The organism is Actinoplanes lobatus, assembly GCF_014205215.1.
Classification (GTDB): Bacteria; Actinomycetota; Actinomycetes; order Mycobacteriales; family Micromonosporaceae; genus Actinoplanes; species Actinoplanes lobatus.
In genome coordinates this window covers 1,214,205-1,234,707 of the sequence record NZ_JACHNC010000001.1, presented here as the reverse complement: position 1 = coordinate 1,234,707, position 20,503 = coordinate 1,214,205, and the positions used below count along the sequence as shown (strand labels likewise).

Sequence of the window (20,503 nt, the reverse complement as noted above, 5' to 3'; positions counted from 1 at the left end):
CATGAAAGCTCCCCGACGCATACTCGCCGTGGCCACCGCGATGCTCGCGGTCGGCGCCTCGGTGACCTTCGTCGCCCAGGCCGAGGCCGCCGTCCCCTCCGCCCCGGCGGGGATGAGCCTGGTCTTCAGCGACGACTTCACCGGCGCGTCCGGCACCGGCCTCAACCGCACCAACTGGCTCTACTCCACCGGCACCGGCTATCCCGGCGGTGCGTCCAACTGGGGCACCGGCGAGATCGAGACGATGACCGACTCGACCGCGAACGTCTACCAGGACGGCGGCGGCAACCTGGTGATCAAGCCGATCCGGGACTCCGCCGGCAACTGGACCTCCGGCCGGGTCGAGACCCAGCGCACCGACTTCGCCGCCCCGTCCGGTGGGAAGCTGCGGATGGAGGCGCGGATCCAGCAGCCCAACGTGACCGGCGCGGCCGCGGCCGGCTACTGGCCGGCGTTCTGGGCGCTCGGCGCGGCGGCCCGCCCGGTCGGTGCGACCAACTGGCCGAGCATCGGCGAGATCGACATCCTGGAGAACATCAACGGCCGTTCCAGCGTCTTCTCGGCCCTGCACTGCGGCAGCAACCCCGGCGGGCCGTGCAACGAGACCACCGGGCTGACCAGCGGTGAGCGGGCCTGCAGCGGCTGTCTCGGCGCCTTCCACACCTACGCCATGGAGTACGACCGGAGCACCTCCCCGGAGCAGCTGCGGTTCTACCTGGACGGGTCCAACTACTTCACCCTGACCTCCACCGCGGTCGACTCCACCACCTGGAACAACGCCCTGCACCACGGGTTCTTCATGATCCTGAACGTGGCGATCGGCGGCGGGTTCCCGGCGGCGTTCGGGGGCGGCCCGACCTCGGCCACCCAGTCCGGCGTGCCGATGGTGATCGACTACGTGGCGGTCTACCAGTCGAGCGGCGGCACCACGCCGACGACCAGCCCCACCCCGACCCCGACCAGCGGGACCAGCCGGGACGCCTACTCCCGGATCGAGGCCGAGTCGTTCAACGGCTCCGCCGGTGTCCAGCTGGAGACCTGCTCCGAGGGCGGCCAGAACGTCAGCTACGTCGCGAACGGTGACTGGCTCCAGTTCAACAATGTCAACTTCGGGACCGGCGGGGTGAAGGACTTCGTGGGCCGGGTCGCGTCCGGTGCGGGAACCGCGGTCAGCGGTCTGGTCGAGGTACGCCTGGACAGTCGCAGCAACGCCCCGATCGGCAGTTTCGCCCTGGCCAACACCGGCGGCTGGCAGACCTGGACCTCGGTCCCCGCCAACGTGTCGAACGTGACCGGATCGCACACCGTCTACCTGACCTTCACCAGTGGTCAGCCGGCCGACTTCGTGAACGTGAACTGGATCCAGTTCCGGAAGTAGCGGGAGCTCTCACGTGCGGGCGGCGGCGCGCTGCCGCCGCCTGCGCGCCTTCTTCACCACCCAGGACGCGATCGCGACGGCGAAGAACGCCCAGATCACGTAGTCGAACCAGTGGCTGTACCTCTCCACGTCCCGCCAGCGGGAGCCGAGCGCGTACCCGGCGCCGATGAACAGCGCGTTCCACATTCCGCTGCCGATCACGGTGCAGAGGATGAACCAGCCCATCGGCATGCGGTTCGCGCCGGCCGGGATGGAGACCAGACTGCGCACCACCGGGGCGCACCGGCCGAACAGCACGGTGGCCCGCTCATGCCGCTCGAACCAGCGGTCCGCCCGGTTCAGGTCGTCCGGGTCGACCAGCGGGATCCGGTCCAGCCAGTGCTTCAGCCGCTCCTCGCCGAGCCCACGGCCCAGCCAGTAGAGCGCCACCGCCCCGAGCAGCGCGCCCAGCGTCGCGGTGACCCAGACCAGGAGCGGATTCACCCGGCCCTCACCGGCCAGGTACCCGGCCATCGACAGGACGATCTCGCTGGGGATCGGTGGGATCAGGTTCTCCAGGGCGACCAGCAGGCCGACCCCGACCTCGCCGAGCGACTCGATCACCGAGGCGACCCAGCCGGTCAGTCCGCCGAGATTGCCGAGATCACCGTCGGCCATGTGCGCGCCTCCATGAGTTGAGCGTGGGGAACCCTCTACACAGTGCAGCCGGTTGCTGAGAGTTACCCGGGAAGTGGCCTGTGAACCGCCCCCCGTATATACCTGTCATCGGTATATGCTTCCGGCATGAGTGAGAGCCCGATGCGGGAGCCGACGTTCCTCGTGCTCACCGCCCTGGCCGAGGAGCCCCGGCACGGTTACGCCGTGATCGAGGACGTGGCCACCATCACCGACGGGCGGGTCCGGCTGCGCGCCGGCACGCTCTACGCCGCCCTCGACCGGCTGCGCGCCGAGGGCCTGATCGAGGTCGACCGGGAAGAGGTCGTGCAGTCCCGGCTGCGGCGCTACTACCGGCTCACCGCGGCCGGGGCGAAGAGCCTGGCCGCCGAGACCGCCCGCCTGCGCAGCCAGGCGACAATCGCCGAGCGCCGTTTGCGCGCCCGCCGCGCCGAGATCGGAGGGGCACCCGCGTGACCACCCTGGAAGTCCGCTACCGCCGCCTGCTGCGGGTCTATCCGTCCGGCCACCGGGCCGCCTACGAGGAGGAGATGGTCGGCGTGCTGATGTCCGGCGCCGAGCCCGGCCGCCGCTTCCCCTCCCCGGCCGACGCGCTGGACCTGCTGCGCGCGGGCCTCACCGCCCGGCTGGGTCACTCCTTCCACACCCAGAGGGGTACGGGGTGGCGCCCCGCCGCCGCGGTCACCGGCCTGTTCGTCGCGCTGGTGCTGGCCGGTGGCGCGGTCAGCCGGCTGGCGGCCGGCCTGATGCTGTGGGGCCGGGGCGACCCGATGCGCGCCCTCGGCGTCGACGGCCTGATGCTGGCCGACCCGGCGGCGCGCACGACGATCTGGCTGCTGGTCGTCACCGCGGCGGTGCTGGGCCTGCGGCGGGCGACGGTGGCGCTCGCGGCCGCCGGCGTGCTGGTGCAGGCCGGCGCGATGCTGTTGTGGACCGCGATCGGGCCGGTGTTCGCGATGTTCCTGCTCTGGCAGTTCGGCCTGGCGATCGTGGTGACCGGCCTGTTCGCGTTCTCCGACCGCCCGGTCCGGGCCGTTCTGAGCGGCCGTGGTCTGGCCCTCGTCGCCGCCGGGACGGTGGTCGCGGCGGCTACCGAGGCGCTCGCCCGGTCCCGCGCCCAGGAACGCCCGTGGTTCGACCCGCGGCTCTTCGAACTGTTCTGGGACCTGGCCTACTACGGGCTGCCGGCCCTGGCGCTGGCCGCCGCGGCGTGGACCGCCGGCCGCCGGGTGCGCGGCCGGATCGCGGTGCTGTCCGCCGTCGTCCTGATGATCTCGTTCGTCCTCCAGGCGGTGGACCAGGTGGTCACCGAGTGGCGCTACTCCGGCCCGTCGGTCGGTGGCGTCCTGTCCGCCGTGGTGCTGTTCCTGCTGCCGTTCCTGGTGCTCGGTGGCGGCGTGCTGCTGCTGGGCCTCCGGGAACGTTTGGCCGGCCGGGGCCACGGACATGTAAGGGCGCATGAATGACCGGTGGTACTCGAAAGCCGTCGTCTACTGCCTCGACATCGACTCGTTCGCCGATTCCGACGGCGACGGCTGCGGTGACATCCGCGGCCTGATCGGACGGCTCGACTACCTGGCCCGGCTCGGCGTCAACTGCCTGTGGCTCAACCCCGTCCACCCGTCGCCCGGCCGCGACGACGGGTACGACGTGTCCGACTTCTACAACGTGGACCCCCGGTTCGGCAGCCTGGGCGACTTCGCCGAACTGCTGCATCAGGCCGCCAACCGGGGCATCAAGGTGATCATCGACCTGGTGGTGAACCACACCTCGGACCAGCACCCGTGGTTCAGGTCCGCGCGTTCGTCGCCGGACTCGCCGTACCGTGACTGGTTCGTCTGGAGCGAGACCGCTCCGCCGGACCGTGACCAGGGCATGGTCTTCCCCGGTGAGCAGGAGGCCACCTGGACCTACGACCGCACGGCGAAGCTCTGGTACTACCACCGGTTCTACCGGTTCCAGCCCGACCTGAACGTCCGGAATCCCGAGGTCCGGGCCGAGATCAAGAAGATCTGCGCGTTCTGGTTGCAGCTCGGGGTGGCCGGATTCCGGATGGACGCGGTGCCGTTCATCATCGAGGAGACCGAGCCGGGCAACCCGTCCTCGCCGATGGACTTCGACTTCCTCACCGAACTGCGCCAGCACGTGCAGTGGCGGCGCGGCGACGCGATCCTGCTGGCCGAGGCCAACGTGGAGCCGGAGCGGCTGGTCGCCTTCTTCGGCGACGAGAGCGGCTCCGGCAACCGCATCCACATGCTGTTCGACTTCATGCTCAACGCGAAGATGGTGCTCGCCCTGGCCCGGCGGGACCCGGAGCCGGTCATCGACGCGCTGCGCGACACACCGAAGCTGCCGGCCGGCGGCCAGTGGGCCACCTTCCTGCGCAACCACGACGAGATCGACCTGTCCCGGCTCACCGCCGAGCAGCGCCGCGAGGTGTTCGAGCAGTTCGGGCCGGACGAGGAGATGCGGCTGTACGGCCGGGGCATCCGCCGTCGGCTGGCCCCGATGCTGGGCAACGACCGGCGCCGGCTGGAACTCGCCTACTCGCTCCAGTTCAGCCTGCGGGGCACTCCCGTGCTGCGGTACGGCGAGGAGATCGGGATGGGCGACGACCTCGCGCTGCCGGGCCGCAACGCCATCCGTACCCCGATGCAGTGGTCCCTGCTGCCGAACGGCGGCTTCTCGAGCGCCGGGGAGGACGACCTGATCCGGCCGGTGATCTCCGGTGGTGAGTTCGGGTTCGAGAAGGTCAACGTGACCCTGCAACGGCACGATCCGGCGTCGCTGCTGTCCTGGTTCGAGCGGATGATCCGTACGCTCCGGGAGGCCCCCGAGGTCGGCAGCGGCCGCTGCACCCACGTCGACGTGCCCGCGCCGCGCGGCGTGCTGGCGCATCGCGCCGACGACGTCACCGGCACCATGCTGTTCGTGCACAATCTGAGCGACGCCGAGGCGGTGGTCGATCTCAGCGGCCTGGCCGGGGAGGCGGAGTTCCCGAACGACGTGCTGGCCGACCAGGAGTACCCGGAACCGGACGGACTCGACAAGATCAAGGTCAGCGGGTACGGATACCGGTGGATCCGGATGCGCAGAACCACCTGACGGGGTTTAGGCTCGGCCTCCAGTCACGGAGATCACCCTGCTGGAGGCCGCAATGTCGCAGTCCGTACCCTCTCGTGTCGCGATCGTGACCGGAGCCGCCCGCGGCATCGGCGCCGCGATCGCCCGCAAGCTCGCGGCCGACGGCCTGGCCGTGGCGGTCGTCGACCTGGACGAGAAGTCCGGCGCCGAGACGGTGGCCGCGATCGAGGAGGCGGGCGGCCGGGCGATCGCCATCGGTGCCGACGTGGCGGACAAGGACCAGGTGGTGGCCGCCGTCGAGCGGACCGTCGCCGAGCTGGGCGCGCCGACCGTGCTGGTCAACAACGCCGGCGTGCTGCGTGACAACCTGCTCTTCAAGATGAGCGAGGACGACTGGGACACGGTGATGGCCGTCCACCTGCGCGGCGCGTTCCTGTTCAGCCGGGCCGTCCAGGAGCACATGGTCGCCGCCGAGTACGGCCGGATCGTCAGCCTCTCCAGCACCTCCGCCCTCGGCAACCGCGGCCAGGCCAACTACGCCGCCGCCAAGGCCGGGCTCCAGGGCTTCACCAAGACCCTCGCGATCGAGCTGGGCAAGTTCGGCATCACGGCGAACGCGGTGGCGCCGGGCTTCATCGTGACCGACATGACCAAGGCGACCGCCGCCCGGATCGGCGTCGACTTCGCCGACTTCGAGAAGCACACGGTGAGCCAGATCCCGGTGGCCCGGGCCGGCCGTCCGGAGGACGTGGCGAACACTGTCGCCTTCCTGGCGAGTGAGGGTGCCGGATTCGTCTCCGGACAGGTGATTTACGTGGCCGGCGGACCGAGGGACTGAGGAATCGTGGTTGCTGGCAACTTGCTGAGAACAGTTACAAAGTAATCATGAACCGACGCATGAGTTCCCGGACCGTGTCGTTGACCAGCACCTTCCTCCTGCTGGCCGCGGGGGGTACGGCGGCGTGCGACAACGACGACTACGTCGACGAGGGCTTCTACTGCGCCGACGCCAACGGAGTGATCGTCGACGAGGACAACTGCGACGACGACGACGGTGGCGGCGGGGGTGGCAGCGGCTTCTTCATCTGGCACTCCGCCGGCTACCGGTCGGGCTACCCGGTCGGCCAGAAGCTGCCCTCCGGCGGGTCCAAGTTCGCGTACAACGACGCCGCTTCGCGTGCCAAGTTCGGGCTGCCGTCGAGCGGGCGGATCAGCAACGGGACCGTCAAGACCAGCGTCGTCGGCAAGGGCGGCAGCGGTTCGTCGAGCAGGTCCGGGGGCTGAGGTGCGGCGGATCCCGTACGGTCCGGTCCGGGACGGTTGGCAGCTGACCAATTTCAGTCTCGGGCTGACGTACAACGACGACGTCCTGCCCGACGGGACGGCGTACTCGTACTGGCAGGAAGGCCCGTACTACGAGTTCACCGCGGCCGAGATCGAGGAGCTGGAGGCGGCCACCACCGCCCTCTACGCCATGTGCCTGGAAGCCGGCGACTGGATGGCCGGTCAGTGCCCCCGGCACACCGCCGAGGGCCGCCGCCAGGGCTTCTTCTCCTCGGTCTGCACCGCGGACTCGTGCTTCCTGACCCGTATCGGGATCCCCGAGTACACCCACGAGCAGATCCTCCGGACCTGGTTCGACGGTGACGCCGAGACCTGGACGCACCGCGACAAGGATCCGGACGGCCGCCTGCCGATGCAGACGCCGGACTGGTCGCCGACCGTCTACGGCCGTTTCGACCTCTGGTACAACGGCGCCGGCACGGTCCCGCGGCTGCTCGAATTCAACGCGCAGACGCCGACATCCCTGGTCGAGGGCGCGGTCATCCAGTGGCACTGGATGGACCAGACCGGTGTGGCCCAGCACGAGTGGCGGCAGTGGAACTCGATCCACGAACGCCTGGTCGGCTGGGAGGACCAGCCCGGCGAGCCGGGCGATCCGGGCGCGTGGCGGCGCAACATCGCCAAGTTGCGCGAGGCGCGTCCCTGGCTCCCGGAAAAACCCAAGATCTATTTCGCGTACGAGACGAGCGAGACGTCCGGCGAGGACCGGATGAACGTGGCGTACCTGATGGCGACCGCGGAGGAGGCCGGCTTCCCGGTCGAACTGATCGCGATGAGCCAGATCGGGTGGGACGTCGCCGGCGACCGGGTGCTCTTCGTCCCCGGGCCGGGCCAGGAACACCGGGCCGAGCCGATCGACGTCGTCTTCATGCTCTACCCGTGGGAGTGGTTCTGGCACGAGGAGGGCGGCAAGGCGTTCTTCCGGAACATGGCCGACCCGGAGAAGCGCGGGACGGTGTGGATCGAGCCGCCGTACAAGGCCGCGCTGCTCGGCAACAAGGCGCTGCTCCCGGTGCTGTGGAAGCTCTTCGGCGACGATCCGGAACGGTCGAGGTACCTGCTCCCGTCCTACTTCGCCGAGTCGTCCGGCGCCGGGTCGCTGAGGTCGTACGCGAAGAAGCCGGTCTGGGGCCGCGAAGGTGGCTCGGTCACCCTGGTCCGCGACGGCGTTCCGCTCATCTCGACCCCGTCGGAGTACGGCGCGGACGGCCGCTACATCGTCCAGGAACTGTGCGAGCTGCCGTCCTTCGACGGCCTGGAGGGCACCGTCCACCCGGTGATCGGCTCCTGGCTGATCGACGGCGAACCGGCCGGCATGGGCATCCGCGAAGGCCTCGGCACCGCCGGTCTGGTAACCGGCAACACGTGCAACTTCATCCCCCACGTGATCGGGGAGTAAGTCACTCGGCCGGTTTATGGCGCCAGATCCACCAGAGGCCCACGAAGGGCAGGACGAGGGGGACGTAGCCGTAGCCGCTGCCGAAGTTGGACCAGACGGTGGCGTCGGGGAAGTCGCCCTGGTCGAGGATGCTGAGCGTGCCGATCACCAGCACGCCGATCAGCTCGATGGTGCAGCTGATCAGGGCGATCCGGCGGCCGCGCGGGCCGCCCCGGGCCAGGCCCACTGTCGCCGCGATGTAGACCAGGCCGGCCATGGCGGACAGCAGGTAGGCGAGCGGCGCCTCGTCGAAGTGGGTGGTGATCTGCACCAGCGCGCGGGCGCTCGCGGAGAGGGCGAAGATCCCGTAGACGAGCAGCAGCACCCGGCCGGCGCCGGAGCCGAGCGCGGCGTCGCTGGGGCGGGCAGCGGTGGTTTCCTCAGGCACCGGTCACCGACGCGATCTGCTGCAGGCGCAGCACGAGAACGGGCAGGACGAGGCAGGCGACCCCGAGGATCACACTGCCCCAGCGGGTCGGCTCCATCTTGGCGAGCACCAGCGCCGTCGGGACGAAGGCGATCGTGGTGATCAGATAGCCGGCGAAGGTCTCGGTGTCGGCCGGGCGGCCGCCGTCGAAGAGGCCGGCCACGGCGACCACGACGAGAACCACGACCAGCGCCGCGAGCACGACGGCGGCGAGCAGGTCGAACCGGCTGGGCGCGCGGTCGAGCGCGGCCCGCAGCAGATACCACGCCGCCAGGACAAGGGCGGCGACGATAGTCGCCACCGACAGGGGACCGTTCACCCGGCCAGGTTACTGAGGGCCTTCCGGCCTGGTAACTTCCGGCCCGGAGATCAGTGACGTGAGGACGGTCGATCCGGTGCGCTTCGGACTTTTCGGTACGGGCCCGTGGGCTCAGTTGGCACACGCCCCGGCGCTTGCCGATTCACCCGGTGTGGAGTTCGCCGGCGTGTGGGGGCGTGATCCGGAGAAGGCGGCCGCCCTGGCCGGCCGGTACGGCGTCCCCGTCTACACCGACGCGTCCGCCCTGATCGCGGACGTGGACGCGGTCGCGGTCGCCCTGCCGCCGGACGTGCAGGCGCCGCTCGCCGTCGAGGCGGCCGCCGCCGGACGGCATCTCCTGCTGGACAAGCCGATCGCCACCCGGACCGAGGACGCCGAGGCGCTCGTGGCCGCGGCCGCGGACGTGGCGTCGGTGGTCTTCTTCACCCGCCGGTTCACCCCGGCGCTGGACGACTTCCTGGCCGGGGCGGTCGCCGCCGGTGGCTGGACCGAGGCGCGGGTCGACCACCTGGGCTCGATCTTCACGCCGGACAACCCGTTCGGGGCGTCGCCGTGGCGGAAGGAGCGGGGCGGCCTGTGGGACGTCGGCCCGCACGCGCTGGCCCTGGTGCTCCCGGTGCTGGGCCCGGTCGCCGAGGTGGCCGGGATGGCCGGCGGGCGTGACCTCACCCACCTGATGCTGCGGCACACCGGCGGGGCGGTGAGCCGGTTGACGCTCGCCGTCGACGCCCCGCCCGCGTCCGCCCGCGAGGAGGCGGTCTTCGCCGGGGAGGCTGGTGTGTGGACCGTCCCGCAGGTCGAGTGGGCGCCGGTCGACGCGCTGCGCCGCGCCCTCGCCGGGCTGCTGGCGGCGGCGGAGGGCGGTGAGCGGCCGTCCTGTGACGTGCGGTTCGGCGCTGAGGTGACCGCGCTCCTGGTCGCCGCCGAGCGGGCGGTCACCGAACGGACCACGGTCACCGTGGCCGGCTAGGGAACCGTGCGCTCGATCGCGGCGGCGCCGTCGCGTTCGAGCTCGGCTTTGGCGCGGGCGACGTTCTCCGGCGTCGGGTACTTACCTTGCGCGACGGCCAGATCCTCCGGATCCCAGGGTTGCTCGGCGCCTGTCCGCCAGTTCGGTGTGTTCGGCCGGGTCTCGGTGCCGCTCATCATGGCCCTCTCCACGAATCGTTGGGATCGGCGCATACCCGATTCCGGACGTTCTACGCCGGTGGCAACGAGGGCCGGTCGAACTGAGCGCTAACTGGACAGAGCCTGCGCGTTACGGATGGACGCATAGTAGCGAGCCGAATACATTTTCGGCTTGTCACGTGCACCGGGGGGACGGCCCGGTGGCGGCTGTCGCGGGCCCGCGACGACCGCCGGGCGCGTGTCGGGGTGAGGGGATGCATTGCATGACCGACTGCACAGCCAGAGGCACGACGGATTGCACCGCAGCCGGAGCGAAGCCGGCCCGGCTCGGGGGAGCGCCGGCGTGACCAGCCTGTGGGACGCCGAGCGGGACGCGTCCGCGGTGGTCCAGGCCCTGTCCGGCCTGGCCGAACTGCTGCGCGACGTGGAGACGGCCGATCCCCGGGTGCTGCGGAGCCTGGCCGAGAACGGTGAGGCGGCCGCCGAGCGTGTGGTCGCGTTCCTGCGGCAGCAGTGCCGGGCCGGAGACGGTGAGGTGGCCACGGTGCCGCCGCGCCTGGCGGCCTGGAGCGACTGGACACCGCTGCGGGGTCACCTGTTCGGGGCCGCCGCGGCGCCACGGAGCACCGGGGGGGTGCCACAGCCGCGCCGCTGCGACCCCGGGGAGTGACACCCGATCAGGTGTTCCCGGACCGCAGGGTCTCCGACGGCGAGACGCCGAAACGCTTCCGGTACGCCGACGCGAACCGGCCGAGATGGGCGAACCCCCAGCGGTGCGCCACCTCGGCCACCGTGACGGCGGCCGGATCGCCGTGCCGCAGCGCCTCGTGCGCCCGGGTGAGCCGGACGTCCTGGAGGTAGGCCCGCGGCGCGCAGCCGACGTGCCGCCGGAACCCGGACTGGAGCGAGCGGACGCTGATCCCGGCGATGGCGGCCAGTTCGCCGACCGTGAAGGCGTGCTCCGGCTCGTCGGTGATCGCCGCCATGGCCCGGCGGATCGGCCGGGGTGGTCCGGCGGCGGGCGGCGCCACCAGCTCGTCGTGGTACCGGTGCGGGACGCTGAGCAGCAGCCCGCTGAGCACGCTGCCGCACAGCTGCTCGGCGATGACCGGCTCGTAGATCAGGCTGCTCTCGTGCTCCAGCTCGTCGCGGAGCAGCCGGATGAGCCGGCTCCAGCTGTGCGCCGGCCCCTCGGTCAGGTCGAACGCGGGCGGCAGGTCGATCGGTCCCTCGATCGGGTGACCCAGCAGCCCGGCGAGTTCCGCCTCCAGGGCCCAGCTCTCGATCCGTACGCCCAGCTCCGCGCTGTTCGGCTCGTGCCGCAGGCGGATCCGGTCCCCGGGGCGGAACGCCAGCGCCGTGGCCGGGGTCGCGGTCAGTTCCCGCCCGCCGCGCCGCATCCGTACGAGCCCCGCCGTGGGCAGCGTGACGTGGTACGCGCCGGCCTCGGCGACCTCCAGAGTTGCGCTACGGGCGAACGTGAGGTGACCCACGGTGAGCGGTCCGAGTTGGATCACCTCGGCGTCCAGTTCGAGATCGGCCCCGATCGGCGAAGGGTGGTAGAAACGATTCAGGACCTCGCGGGCACGCTCACCGTCGACACTGTCGAGGTAGACGGATCCCGGCGCCGGCGTGGCGCGCGGAAGGGCGTCAACCATTCCGGCCGGAGCTCCAACGCATACGGTGAGTTTCGGTCCGAGTCAGTGGACAGTCAACGTGGCCGCCACGCGGCGGCCGTTCCAGCGCATTCCGGCCATATGAACTACTCTGGCGTTCCGCGCCTACGTGGCGTAACTTGCAGACCAGCGGATTGTTGAAGGTACGCGGGTTCCGGTCGGCGTCCTCCAATGATCGCCTCCAGCGCACGGCCCTTCTCCGGCCGGCGCACCGAGTGTCCCGCGGCATGTCGGCGTCAGCCCCGGCTGTGCGCCAGAAAGAGGGCAGCTGTGTATCTGCCGATCACGACCCGCCAGCTGGCTGACGGCACCGTCGAGATCGCACCTAGCGGCGAGATCGATCTGGATAACGCACACGTCATGCGGGACGCGGTGAACGACGTCCTGACCGGTATGACGCCGAGCCGGATCTGCCTGGACCTGCAACGGGTGATGCTGATCGACAGCATCGGGATCGGCATCCTGGTCGCCTGCTTCCACACGGCCGCGGCGAGCGGCGTGAAGCTGGTGGTCAGCCACCCGAGCGCCACCGTCTACCGGCAGCTGTGGGTCTCCGGGCTGGTCGGCCTGCTGGGCTGTGCCGAGCCGCCGAGCCCGCGGACCTCGGTGGGCCTGCGCCCGTCCTGATTTCACCCGTCCGGGGAGGGCCGGCCGATCGCGGACGGCCCCCACCGGTGGGCGGCTAGTGCGGGGCGGATTCCTGCTTCAGCCGCTCGTCCCCGCTCAGGGTGGAGAGCGGCTTCTCCTTGATGAAGAGGACCGCGATCACGGCGAGGAACGCGATCGGGGCACCGACCAGGAACAGGTCGGCGGTGGCCGTACCGTAGATCTCGGCGATCACGGCCTTGACCTGCGGCGGCAGCGTCTTCAGGTCGGGCACCTCGCCGCTGCCGGAGGCCGCGGCGCCGAACTTCTCGGTGAAGAGCGTGGTGACCCGGTGGGTCAGCACCGCACCGAGGGCGCTCACCCCGATCGAACCGCCCATGCTCCGGAAGAAGGTCAGCGCCGAGGTGGTGGCGCCGAGCTCGGCGGCGGGCACGTCGTTCTGCGCGGCCAGCACCAGGTTCTGCATCAGCATGCCGACACCGATGCCGAGGACCGCCATGAAGGCGGAGATGACCGGCACGCCGGTGTGCGCGTCGATGGTGCTCAGCAGCAGCATGCCGGCGGTCATCACGATCGAGCCGGCGACCAGGTAGATCTTCCACTTCCCGAACTTGGTGATCAGCCCGCCGGCCACGGTGGACGACACCAGCAGGCCGAAGACCATCGGCAGGCCCATCAGGCCGGCGACGGTCGGCGACTTGCCGAGCGACACCTGGAAGTACTGGGAGAGGAAGACGGTGCCGCCGAACATCGCCACACCCACGAGCACGCTGGCGACGATGGCCAGGGTGACCGTACGGTGCCGGAAGATGCCGAGCGGGATGATCGGCTCCTTGGCCCGTGACTCCACCAGTACCGCCAGCGCGAGGATCGCCAGCCCACCGGCGACCATCGCCCCGGTCTGCCAGGACGCCCAGTCGAACCGGTTGCCGGCCAGCGTGGACCAGATCAGCAGTGTGCTGACCCCGGCCGTGATCAGCAGCGCGCCCAGCCAGTCGATGCTGACCTGCCGACGGGACACCGGCAGGTGCAGCGTCTTCTGGAGCAGCGCGATCGCGATCAGCGAGAACGGCACGCCGATCAGGAAGCACCAGCGCCAGCCGAGCCACGAGGTGTCCACCAGGACGCCGCCGATCAGCGGGCCGGCGATGGTGGCGACGCCGAAGACCGCGCCGAACATGCCGGAGTAGCGGCCCAGCTCGCGCGGCGGGATCATGGCGGCCATCACGATCATCGCGAGGGCGCTCATGCCGCCCGCGCCGATGCCCTGGATGACCCGGCTGACCAGCAGGATCTCGACGTTCGGGGTGAGACCGGCGATCACCGAGCCGGCCACGAACAGGCCGAGCGAGAGCTGGATCAGCAGCTTCTTGCTGTAGAGGTCGGCCATCTTGCCCCAGAGCGGGACGGTGGCCGTCATGGCGAGCAGCTCGGCCGTGACGATCCAGGTGTAGACGGACTGGCTGCCGTTCAGGTCGGCGATGATCCGGGGCAGGGCGTTGGCGACGACGGTGGAGGCCAGGATGCTGACGAACATGCCCAGCATCAGGCCGGACAGTGCCTGGATCACCTCGCGGTGGGACATCCGCCCGGATGATTCGGCGCTTTCGGTCACTACTGCTGTCATCGACTTCTTTCAGATCTCGGAGACGATGGCGGCGAGGGTAGAGCCGAACTTGCCGTTTGCGCAAAAAGTTAATCGTTGAGCTGGGCCCTCTCGATCTCGGCGAGGGTCGCGGTCCACCACGGGGCGAGTGGACGGCCGGCCAGCAGGTCGGCGAGCAGCAGGGCGGCGTTGCGGGCCAGCGCGTCCGGTTTCGGGGGCGGTGTCCCGTCCTCGTCCAGCACCCCGAGCGCCCCGGCCAGCAGCCAGAGCAGCACCTGCGGGTCGGCCTGCCCGGGCCAGGACCGGACACAGCTCGTCAGCGCGGCCCGTACGTCGTCGGCGGTGAGCCCGTCCGGATGACCGTCCTCGAGCAGCAGGCGCACCGCGGTGCCGAGGACCAGTCCGCTCTGCGCCGGATCGAGCCCGGCCAGGGCGGCCACCGCGTCGTCCAGGGCCGTCGTGTCCTTCGCGGCGACCGCGGCGACGGCGGCGGTGGCCGTGGCGGCGATCGGGCGGGCCGGTGCGGGCAGATGCCGCCAGGTGTCGGTCATGCAGGCGACCCTACGGCCGGGCGGTGACCGGGATCAGCAGCCGGGTGCCGGCCAGGTGGACGGTGTGCAGACAGGGGGCCATGTGGCGGCCCTCGGCCGGAGCGCCGGGCGTGCCCAGGTTGCGGGCGAACCGGGGGAACGCGCCGCCGGAGATCTGCAACCGCAGCCGGTGACCGGCCCGGAGCCGGTGGAAGCACGGATCCAGGGTCAGGGTGACCTGCTGGACCTGCCCGGCCGGCGTCGCCGGGTCGAGGCGCAGGTGCCGGTCGGTGATGTTGAGCGATCGCCCCCGCTCGTCGACGTCGCAGATCCGGGCGAAGACGTCGCCGTACGGGTTGTCCAGCGCGACCGCCAGCTCCACGACGGGTGAGCCGATCACGTCGACCGCGGTCGGCAGCGGCTCGGTGGTGAAGGTCAGCACGTCGGAACGGCGCTCCAGCCGCCGGTTGTCGCGGATCCCGGCCGCCCCGGTCACGGTTCGCCCGCCGACCGAGGGGGTCGGGTCGGCCGGGTCGTAGGTGAACGCCGCATTGCCCTCCGGCCGTTCGGGCGCCGCTGTGGTGAGGCCACGGTCGGCGCGCGGGTGGAAGGCGACCGGCTCGGCCGGCGGCGGCCAGGACGGCATCTCGTGCCAGGCGTCCTGCCCGGTGCGGTAGACCCGGACCGGTTGTCTCCGGGCGGCCGGCCCACCGGCGAGGTGCTGGTCGAGCCAGGCCACGCTCTCCCGGGCGACCAGGCCGGCGGCCCGGGTGGCGACCTGGAAGTGCGTCCACGGGCCGACCGTGAGGGCCACGTCGGTGCCGCGGGTGGCGAGGGCGGTGTATTGCTGGAGGGTCTGGTCGAGGAACAGGTCCTGCCACCCGCCGATCAGCAGCACCGGCACGTCCGCCTTCGCCAGGGCGGCGCCGGCCCGGTACGGCTCCCACCACGGGTCGTCGCCGTCCGGGTGGGACAGCCACTCCCGGTACCAAGGTGCGCGTCCGCGCAGGACCGGCACCGCGGCGTGCGGCAGCGGCAGCCCGGTGAGGCCGGGCGCCACCCGGCGGGGCGCCCACGCCATCGTGAGCAGTCGCCGCAGTTCACCGCCGTCCTCCTGGTGGGCGATCTGGTCGCTCCACCCGAGGAAGTCGCCCAGGGTGAACGCCCCGGTGCCCCACACCGCGTCGCGGAAGTCGTGCGGCGCCACGTAGATCACCGCGGCGCGCAGCTCGGGCGGCGGGTCCTGCAACAGCGTCCACTGCGTCCACCCGAGGTAGGAGGCGCCGAGGGTGGCCAGCCGCCCGTCGAACCAGGACTGTCCGCGCAGCCACGCGACGGTGTCCTGACCGTCCTCGGTCTCCTGGGCCATCGGCCGGAACCCGCCGCCCGAGCCGAACGTGCCGCGCACGCTCTGCACCAGCACGTGGTAGCCGCGGGCGGCCAGCAGCCGCCCGTTGAGCGCCGAGGTGGGGAAGCCGCGGTCGTACGGCGTACGGATGAGCACCGTCCCCCGGGCGCCGGCGGAATCCGGCGCGAAATGATCACCGATCAGTTCGGCGCCGTCGCGCATCGGCGTGCGTACTTCGGAGATCGAATACGAATGGAGCGCCGGAGTCTGCCCGAGAACCCGGCCGAGAATTCTGTCCGCCGTGGAGACCGCCATGCCCGAACGATATCCGAATGTGAAAGGTGAATGGCATTCGAAACGCGGCTCGGATGTGCGAATTCCCGAGCATTTCGGCAGACTGCCTCGGGTGGAGGTGGAGCGGAAACTCGGTGGCCGGTATCGGCTGATCAATGAACTCGGCCGCGGCGGCATGGCCGTTGTCTGGCACGCCCTGGACGAGGTGCTGAACCGCCCGGTCGCGGTGAAGGTGCTGGCCGGGCGTTATGCCGGCGACCCCCGGTTCGGGCTGCGGATCCTGCACGAGGCGCGGGCGGCGGCGACCCTCTCGCACCCGAACATCGCGCAGATCTACGACTTCGGGGAATGCGAGGAGAACGGGCAGCCGGTCCCCTATGTGGTGATGGAGTTGATCAACGGGCCGACCCTGCAACAGCGGGTGTCGCGCGGCCGCGTGCCACCGCGCACGGTCTTCCGGATCTGCGGCGAGGTGGCCACCGCGCTGGCCGTCGCGCACGCCGACGGGCTCGTGCACCGGGACGTCAAGCTCGCCAACATCATGGTCACCCCGGCCGGCGCCAAGGTGGTGGACTTCGGCATCGCCGCCGTGGCCGGGCCCGCCTCGCCCGAGGACGCCCTGCTCGGCACGCCCGCCTACCTGGCGCCGGAGCGGCTCACCGGCGGCGCGATCGAGCCCGCCTCGGACGTCTACGCGCTCGGCGTGCTGCTCTACCGGCTGCTCACCGGGGGCGCGCCGTGGAGTGTGGAGACCACCACCCAGATGCTCGAGGCGCACGTCTACCAGGAGCCGATGCCGCTGCCCGAGCTGCCCGGCGTGCCTGCCGAGATCATCGACCTGGTCGGCCGCTGCCTGGCCAAGGAGCCGTCCGAACGCCCGGACGCGGCCGACGTGGCGGGCGTTCTGGGCGACGCGGCCGAGGCCGCCGGCGTGCCGAAGACCGAGGAGGTACGGGGACCCGCACCCGATTCCCAGGACGTCCTCGACGAGGTCACCCGGCGGGCCGAGCCACCCGTGGACGAGTGGACGGCGCCTGTCCCACCCGTACCGAAATGGGGTCTGAAGCGTGCCCGGCTCCTGGTCGGCGCCCTGGCCGTGGCCCTGCTCGCCGCCGTGCCGATGCTGCTCACCGGGCGCGAGGGCGGCCCGGCCGGCGTGCCCGGCGTGGCCGCTCCGCCCGCCGCCTCACCCGGAGTGACCAGAAGCGGCGCCGGTGGCCCGGCCGTCACGCGCCCCGCCGAATCCGCCACCCGGCCCACGAAAGCGGCGGTGACCAGTAGCGGCCAGCCCGTCTGGCCCAGTCTGCCGGCCGGACCGGACGGCTCGGGAGCACCGTCGGAGCCCGGTCCGCAACCGAGCGTGACCGTTGTCGAACCGTCCGGGCCGGGCGAACCGCAGAGCACCCGGCTGGAGTCGCCGGGCGGGTCGGTGCTGGCCCGGTGCGTCCCGGCGGGCGCCGAGCTGCTGTCCTGGGAGCCGCGGCCCGGATTCACCGTGGAGCGGGTCGACCGGGGCCCGTCGTTCACCGCGGTCGTGGTCTTCGCCGGTGGCCTGGCGCGCTACCGGATGACGGTGACCTGCGTGGGGAACCGGCCGTCCGGGGTGGTGCTGCCGATATAGGACGGGGATCCCGCGGGCTGCCGGACTGCGTCGGATGTCCGACTAAACTGCGGCGGCACGCTGCGAAGGGACATCGATGACGGCGACCGCACCCACCGACCAGAGCATGCTGACCCGGTTCCGGGCCGCGTTCCGGCTCACCCCGCCGCCACCGCTACCCGAACCGGCCCCGGCCCCGCCGTCCGTGCTCAACCTGGTGCCGGATCCGGGATTCCGCGGCGATCCGGCGGCCGTGCCGGTCTCCGCCGCCACGGCCGAGGCCGTCGAGGTGCCCGGCCGGCCCGGCGTGACCGGCCTGCGGGTGACCGGACTGGCCGACGGCGACGACGGCACGTTCGCGGTGCCCGCCGGGATCACCCTGCGGCCCGGCGGCACCTACACGGCGAGTGTCTCGGTCTTTCTCGCCGAGCCGCTCGGCGGCCGGCTGCACCGGTCCGCGCTGCGGCTGGCCGCCGAGTGGACGGCCGACGACGCGGCGGCCGTCGCCCCGGCCCGTTCGGCGCCCGCCCGCAACGAACACGGGCACCACCGGATCAGCGTGACCTTCACCGTCCCGGCGGGCGCCCGGGACGCGGTCGTCCGGCTGTGCGCCGGCATGGCCGCCGGGCAGGGCGCGGTCGTCTGGTACCACTACGCGGTCACCGAGACCGCCGCCCCGGTGCCCCACTTCGACGGCTCGACCCCGGACGACCCCTGGTTCACCTACGAGTGGACCGGCGAGCCGGACGCGTCGCCGTCACGCCGGACGCTGCTGCCCACAGCCCCGGCCAGTGGTCTGCCCCGGCTCACCGCCGGGGAGGCGGCGTTCCTGCGATCGTCCGCGGGGGACGATCCGCCGGCGCTCGCCCGGATCGCGCTGGCCGAGGACGACCTGACGGCCGCCGGCACCGAACTGCGCCGGGTGGTCAAGGCCGGCGATCCGGACGGCGAGGCGGCGTACCGGCTGGGCCTGATCGCGCTGGCCGGGAGACGCTGGGCGGCGGCCGAGCAACTGCTGCGCAGCGCGGCGGCGAAGAGCCCGGAGGACTTCGAGCGGGGGTACGCGCTGGCCGCCGCGTACGACCGGCTCCGGCGCCGGGACGACAGCCGGCGCGCCTCGGCGGCGGCCCTGGTCCACGACACCGAGCTGCCGTTCGACGGGCCGGCCGTGCTGGACTCCGACGTACCGGCCTTCGGCGCGCGCCGGGAGCTGGGGATCTTCCTGGCCGGGCACCTCGGGCAGATCCGTACGCAGGCGGCGCAGCGGCTGGACCGCCCGGTGCGCAGCCGCTTCGACCAGCCGATCTTCGTGTACTGGGCGCAGGGCTTCGACGCCGCGCCGCCGGTGGTCCGGGCCTGCCTCGCGGCGCTGCGGGCACACAACCCGGGCGTGCACGCGCTGTCCCGGGACGACATCGGCAACTACGTGGACGTGCCGGAGGACCTGGCCGCCGCGCTGAAGGACGATCACGGGCACTTCTCCGAACTGCTGCGGATGCTGCTGCTGGAGAAGTTCGGCGGAGTCTGGGTGGACGCCACCTGCCTCGTCTCCGAGCCGCTGCGCCCGCACGTCGACCGGGCGCTCGCCAAGGGGAGCGTCTTCGCGTTCGACTACACCGGTCCCTACCTGTCGAACTGGTTCCTGGCCGCCCGTGCCGACAGCTACGTCATGCACCTGTGGCGGGCCGCGTCGTTCCTGTGGTGGGAGAAGCGCGGCGAACTGATCGACCCGCTGCTGCACCACCACGTCTTCGAGATGCTGTGGCACTTCGACGACCGGTTCCGGGCCGAGTGGGACGCCGGCCTACGGCTCAACGCGACGCCGCCGCACGCGCTGCGGTCGGTCATGCTGCGGCCGTACGAGCCGGAGATGTTTCAGACGATCATGGAGGGGGCGTTCGCGCACAAGCTGCGCCTGCGGTACGACCCGGGCGAGCTGAGCAGTGAGTCGTATCTGGCCCGGATCATTCGGGGCGACCATTCCTACGGTGCGTGACGGCTTCTTTTTCGTACATTTTTCGAGATTTTCAAGGAATTGTTTCCTCCGGCCGGATCTCTCATCTACCCGGGGTGAGGCGGGCCATCGCCGGAACGCGGCATCCTGCGGAGAACCGTAGGAAGGGAGCCAGCGATGGCAGTGGACACGTTCCTGGTCTATGTCGGGGCGTACTCGAGTGTGGCCCAGGCGCGGGCCGACTACGACGCGGTGAAGGAGCTGCACCGCAAAGCGAACCTGATCGACGCGTACGACGCGGCGGTCATCGAGCGCAAGGCGAACGGCAAGACCACGATCGTCAAACAGCACGAGACGCCGACCCGTGTGGGCGGTGTGGTGGGCGGCGGCTTCGGCCTGGCCACCGGGCTCGTCGTGGCGCTGTTCCCGTTCGCGGCGATCGGCGGCGGGCTGCTGGCGGCCAGCACGGCCGGCGGCGTGGCCCTCGGGGCGCTGGCCGGTCACGCCGCGGCCGGGCTGAGCCGGCACGACCTCAAGGAACTGGGCGAATACCTGGACGAGGGCCAGGCCGGCCTGGTCGTGATCGCCGTCGCGGACATCGGCTCGAAGGTGGAGCAGGCGATGGCCAATGCCGAGAAGACCGCCACCCGGGAGTTGCAGGCCGACACCGACGAGATCGAGAAGGACGTCGTCGCGGCCGGGGAGAAGTAATGATCGAGGTTCTGCCGGACCTGCCGGAGACCGTACTGGGCTTCCGGTTCGCCGGATCGGTGACGCGGGAGGAATACCGTACGGTCTTCCTCCCGCGGACCCGGGCCGCGCTGAAGGAGGGCTGGCGGGTCCGTCTACTGGTGGTCGTCGACGACGACTGCGGGTGGTTCCAGCCCGGGGCGTTCTGGGAGGACCTGAAATTCGGGCTCGGGACGGCCCTGCGGCACCACTCGCTGTGGGAGCGGATCGCGCTGGTCGCCGACGCCGAGTGGGTGACCCGTGCGCTGACGGTCTTCGGCCGGACCATCCCCGGCGAGGTGCGCCATTTCCCCCGGTCCGATCTGGCGGCCGCAACCGATTGGCTGGCCGGCTGAACCTGCCCTGA

General features: G+C 71.4%; 22 protein-coding genes. 14 read left to right on the top strand and 8 right to left on the bottom strand.

Annotated features, from left to right (window positions below; genetic code table 11):
* The first annotated feature begins 1 nt into the window (after position 1).
* Positions 2-1,378: a carbohydrate-binding protein gene (locus BJ964_RS05425; RefSeq protein ID WP_188119651.1), complete on the top strand. Its 1,377-nt coding sequence runs from the start codon at positions 2-4 to the stop codon at positions 1,376-1,378.
* 9 nt (positions 1,379-1,387) lie between these two features.
* Here the strand turns inward: BJ964_RS05425 and BJ964_RS05420 are convergent, their stop codons facing one another.
* The gene (locus BJ964_RS05420) at positions 1,388-2,035 is read right to left on the bottom strand and encodes a DedA family protein (protein WP_188119650.1); all 648 of its coding nucleotides are present in this window, start codon (positions 2,033-2,035) and stop codon (positions 1,388-1,390) included.
* A gap of 126 nt (positions 2,036-2,161) precedes the next feature.
* Here BJ964_RS05420 and BJ964_RS05415 point away from each other — a divergent pair, with 126 nt between their 5' ends.
* From BJ964_RS05415 to BJ964_RS05390, 6 genes are read left to right on the top strand one after another with little or no spacing between them, the layout of a single operon-like run.
* A complete protein-coding gene (locus tag BJ964_RS05415; RefSeq protein ID WP_188119649.1) occupies positions 2,162-2,509 on the top strand; it encodes a PadR family transcriptional regulator in 348 nt (115 codons plus the stop codon).
* Positions 2,506-3,519 carry a hypothetical protein gene (locus BJ964_RS05410; RefSeq protein WP_188119648.1) on the top strand — a complete coding sequence of 338 codons (1,014 nt, stop codon included), beginning with the start codon at positions 2,506-2,508 and terminating at the stop codon, positions 3,517-3,519. The genes BJ964_RS05415 and BJ964_RS05410 overlap by 4 nt, the downstream gene beginning before the upstream one ends.
* Positions 3,512-5,158, top strand: a complete 1,647-nt coding sequence (locus tag BJ964_RS05405; protein WP_188119647.1) for an alpha-amylase family protein — start codon at positions 3,512-3,514, stop codon at positions 5,156-5,158. The genes BJ964_RS05410 and BJ964_RS05405 overlap by 8 nt, the downstream gene beginning before the upstream one ends.
* A 52-nt stretch (positions 5,159-5,210) precedes the next feature.
* Positions 5,211-5,975, top strand: coding sequence for a 3-oxoacyl-ACP reductase FabG (fabG, locus tag BJ964_RS05400; protein ID WP_188119646.1), 765 nt, complete (start codon positions 5,211-5,213; stop codon positions 5,973-5,975).
* A 47-nt stretch (positions 5,976-6,022) separates the two neighbouring features.
* Positions 6,023-6,421: a hypothetical protein gene (locus tag BJ964_RS05395; RefSeq protein WP_188119645.1), complete on the top strand. Its 399-nt coding sequence runs from the start codon at positions 6,023-6,025 to the stop codon at positions 6,419-6,421.
* Between the two features lies 1 nt (position 6,422).
* Entirely contained in the window at positions 6,423-7,880 is a 1,458-nt protein-coding gene (locus BJ964_RS05390; RefSeq protein ID WP_188119644.1) for a glutathionylspermidine synthase family protein, read from the top strand.
* Between the two features lies 1 nt (position 7,881).
* Here BJ964_RS05390 and BJ964_RS05385 read toward each other — a convergent pair whose 3' ends face one another.
* Together BJ964_RS05385 and BJ964_RS05380 are read right to left on the bottom strand one after the other, a co-directional pair.
* Positions 7,882-8,307 (bottom strand): hypothetical protein, encoded by a 426-nt coding sequence (locus BJ964_RS05385; RefSeq protein ID WP_188119643.1) that lies wholly within the window; start codon positions 8,305-8,307, stop codon positions 7,882-7,884.
* The gene (locus tag BJ964_RS05380; RefSeq protein WP_188119642.1) at positions 8,300-8,665 is read right to left on the bottom strand and encodes a hypothetical protein; all 366 of its coding nucleotides are present in this window, start codon (positions 8,663-8,665) and stop codon (positions 8,300-8,302) included. The genes BJ964_RS05385 and BJ964_RS05380 overlap by 8 nt, the downstream gene beginning before the upstream one ends.
* Positions 8,666-8,741: 76 nt before the next feature.
* Here BJ964_RS05380 and BJ964_RS05375 point away from each other — a divergent pair, with 76 nt between their 5' ends.
* The gene (locus BJ964_RS05375; RefSeq protein WP_188119641.1) at positions 8,742-9,635 is read left to right on the top strand and encodes a Gfo/Idh/MocA family protein; all 894 of its coding nucleotides are present in this window, start codon (positions 8,742-8,744) and stop codon (positions 9,633-9,635) included.
* On the opposite strand, the gene BJ964_RS05370 is transcribed toward BJ964_RS05375, so the two are convergent.
* A complete protein-coding gene (locus tag BJ964_RS05370; RefSeq protein ID WP_229806615.1) occupies positions 9,632-9,814 on the bottom strand; it encodes a hypothetical protein in 183 nt (60 codons plus the stop codon). The genes BJ964_RS05375 and BJ964_RS05370 overlap by 4 nt on opposite strands.
* A 322-nt stretch (positions 9,815-10,136) precedes the next feature.
* Between BJ964_RS05370 and BJ964_RS05365 the strand changes: the two genes are divergently transcribed.
* A complete protein-coding gene (locus BJ964_RS05365; RefSeq protein WP_188119640.1) occupies positions 10,137-10,463 on the top strand; it encodes a hypothetical protein in 327 nt (108 codons plus the stop codon).
* 7 nt (positions 10,464-10,470) lie between these two features.
* Here the strand turns inward: BJ964_RS05365 and BJ964_RS05360 are convergent, their stop codons facing one another.
* Complete coding sequence (locus BJ964_RS05360; protein WP_188119639.1) at positions 10,471-11,451, bottom strand: helix-turn-helix transcriptional regulator; 981 nt, start codon at positions 11,449-11,451, stop codon at positions 10,471-10,473.
* A gap of 288 nt (positions 11,452-11,739) precedes the next feature.
* On the opposite strand from BJ964_RS05360, the gene BJ964_RS05355 reads away from it, so the two are divergent.
* On the top strand, positions 11,740-12,096 hold the full coding sequence (locus BJ964_RS05355) for an STAS domain-containing protein (protein WP_183216858.1): 357 nt from the start codon (positions 11,740-11,742) through the stop codon (positions 12,094-12,096).
* A gap of 55 nt (positions 12,097-12,151) precedes the next feature.
* Here BJ964_RS05355 and BJ964_RS05350 read toward each other — a convergent pair whose 3' ends face one another.
* From BJ964_RS05350 to BJ964_RS05340, 3 genes are all read right to left on the bottom strand, one after another.
* Complete coding sequence (locus tag BJ964_RS05350; RefSeq protein WP_203832624.1) at positions 12,152-13,660, bottom strand: MDR family MFS transporter; 1,509 nt, start codon at positions 13,658-13,660, stop codon at positions 12,152-12,154.
* Between the two features lie 110 nt (positions 13,661-13,770).
* On the bottom strand, positions 13,771-14,232 hold the full coding sequence (locus BJ964_RS05345; RefSeq protein ID WP_188119637.1) for a hypothetical protein: 462 nt from the start codon (positions 14,230-14,232) through the stop codon (positions 13,771-13,773).
* Positions 14,233-14,242: 10 nt separating this feature from the next.
* The gene (locus BJ964_RS05340) at positions 14,243-15,874 is read right to left on the bottom strand and encodes a CocE/NonD family hydrolase (protein ID WP_188119636.1); all 1,632 of its coding nucleotides are present in this window, start codon (positions 15,872-15,874) and stop codon (positions 14,243-14,245) included.
* Between the two features lie 91 nt (positions 15,875-15,965).
* Between BJ964_RS05340 and BJ964_RS05335 the strand changes: the two genes are divergently transcribed.
* The 4 genes from BJ964_RS05335 to BJ964_RS05320 all read left to right on the top strand — a co-directional run bounded on the left by BJ964_RS05335 (position 15,966) and on the right by BJ964_RS05320 (position 20,492).
* Positions 15,966-17,474, top strand: a complete 1,509-nt coding sequence (locus tag BJ964_RS05335; RefSeq protein ID WP_229806575.1) for a serine/threonine-protein kinase — start codon at positions 15,966-15,968, stop codon at positions 17,472-17,474.
* 76 nt (positions 17,475-17,550) lie between these two features.
* Positions 17,551-19,449 carry a capsular polysaccharide synthesis protein gene (locus tag BJ964_RS05330; protein WP_188119634.1) on the top strand — a complete coding sequence of 633 codons (1,899 nt, stop codon included), beginning with the start codon at positions 17,551-17,553 and terminating at the stop codon, positions 19,447-19,449.
* Positions 19,450-19,584: 135 nt separating this feature from the next.
* A complete protein-coding gene (locus tag BJ964_RS05325) occupies positions 19,585-20,118 on the top strand; it encodes a hypothetical protein (protein ID WP_188119633.1) in 534 nt (177 codons plus the stop codon).
* Positions 20,118-20,492: a SpoIIAA family protein gene (locus tag BJ964_RS05320; RefSeq protein ID WP_188119632.1), complete on the top strand. Its 375-nt coding sequence runs from the start codon at positions 20,118-20,120 to the stop codon at positions 20,490-20,492. Before BJ964_RS05325 ends, BJ964_RS05320 begins: the two co-directional genes overlap by 1 nt.
* The last annotated feature ends 11 nt before the right edge of the window (positions 20,493-20,503 follow it).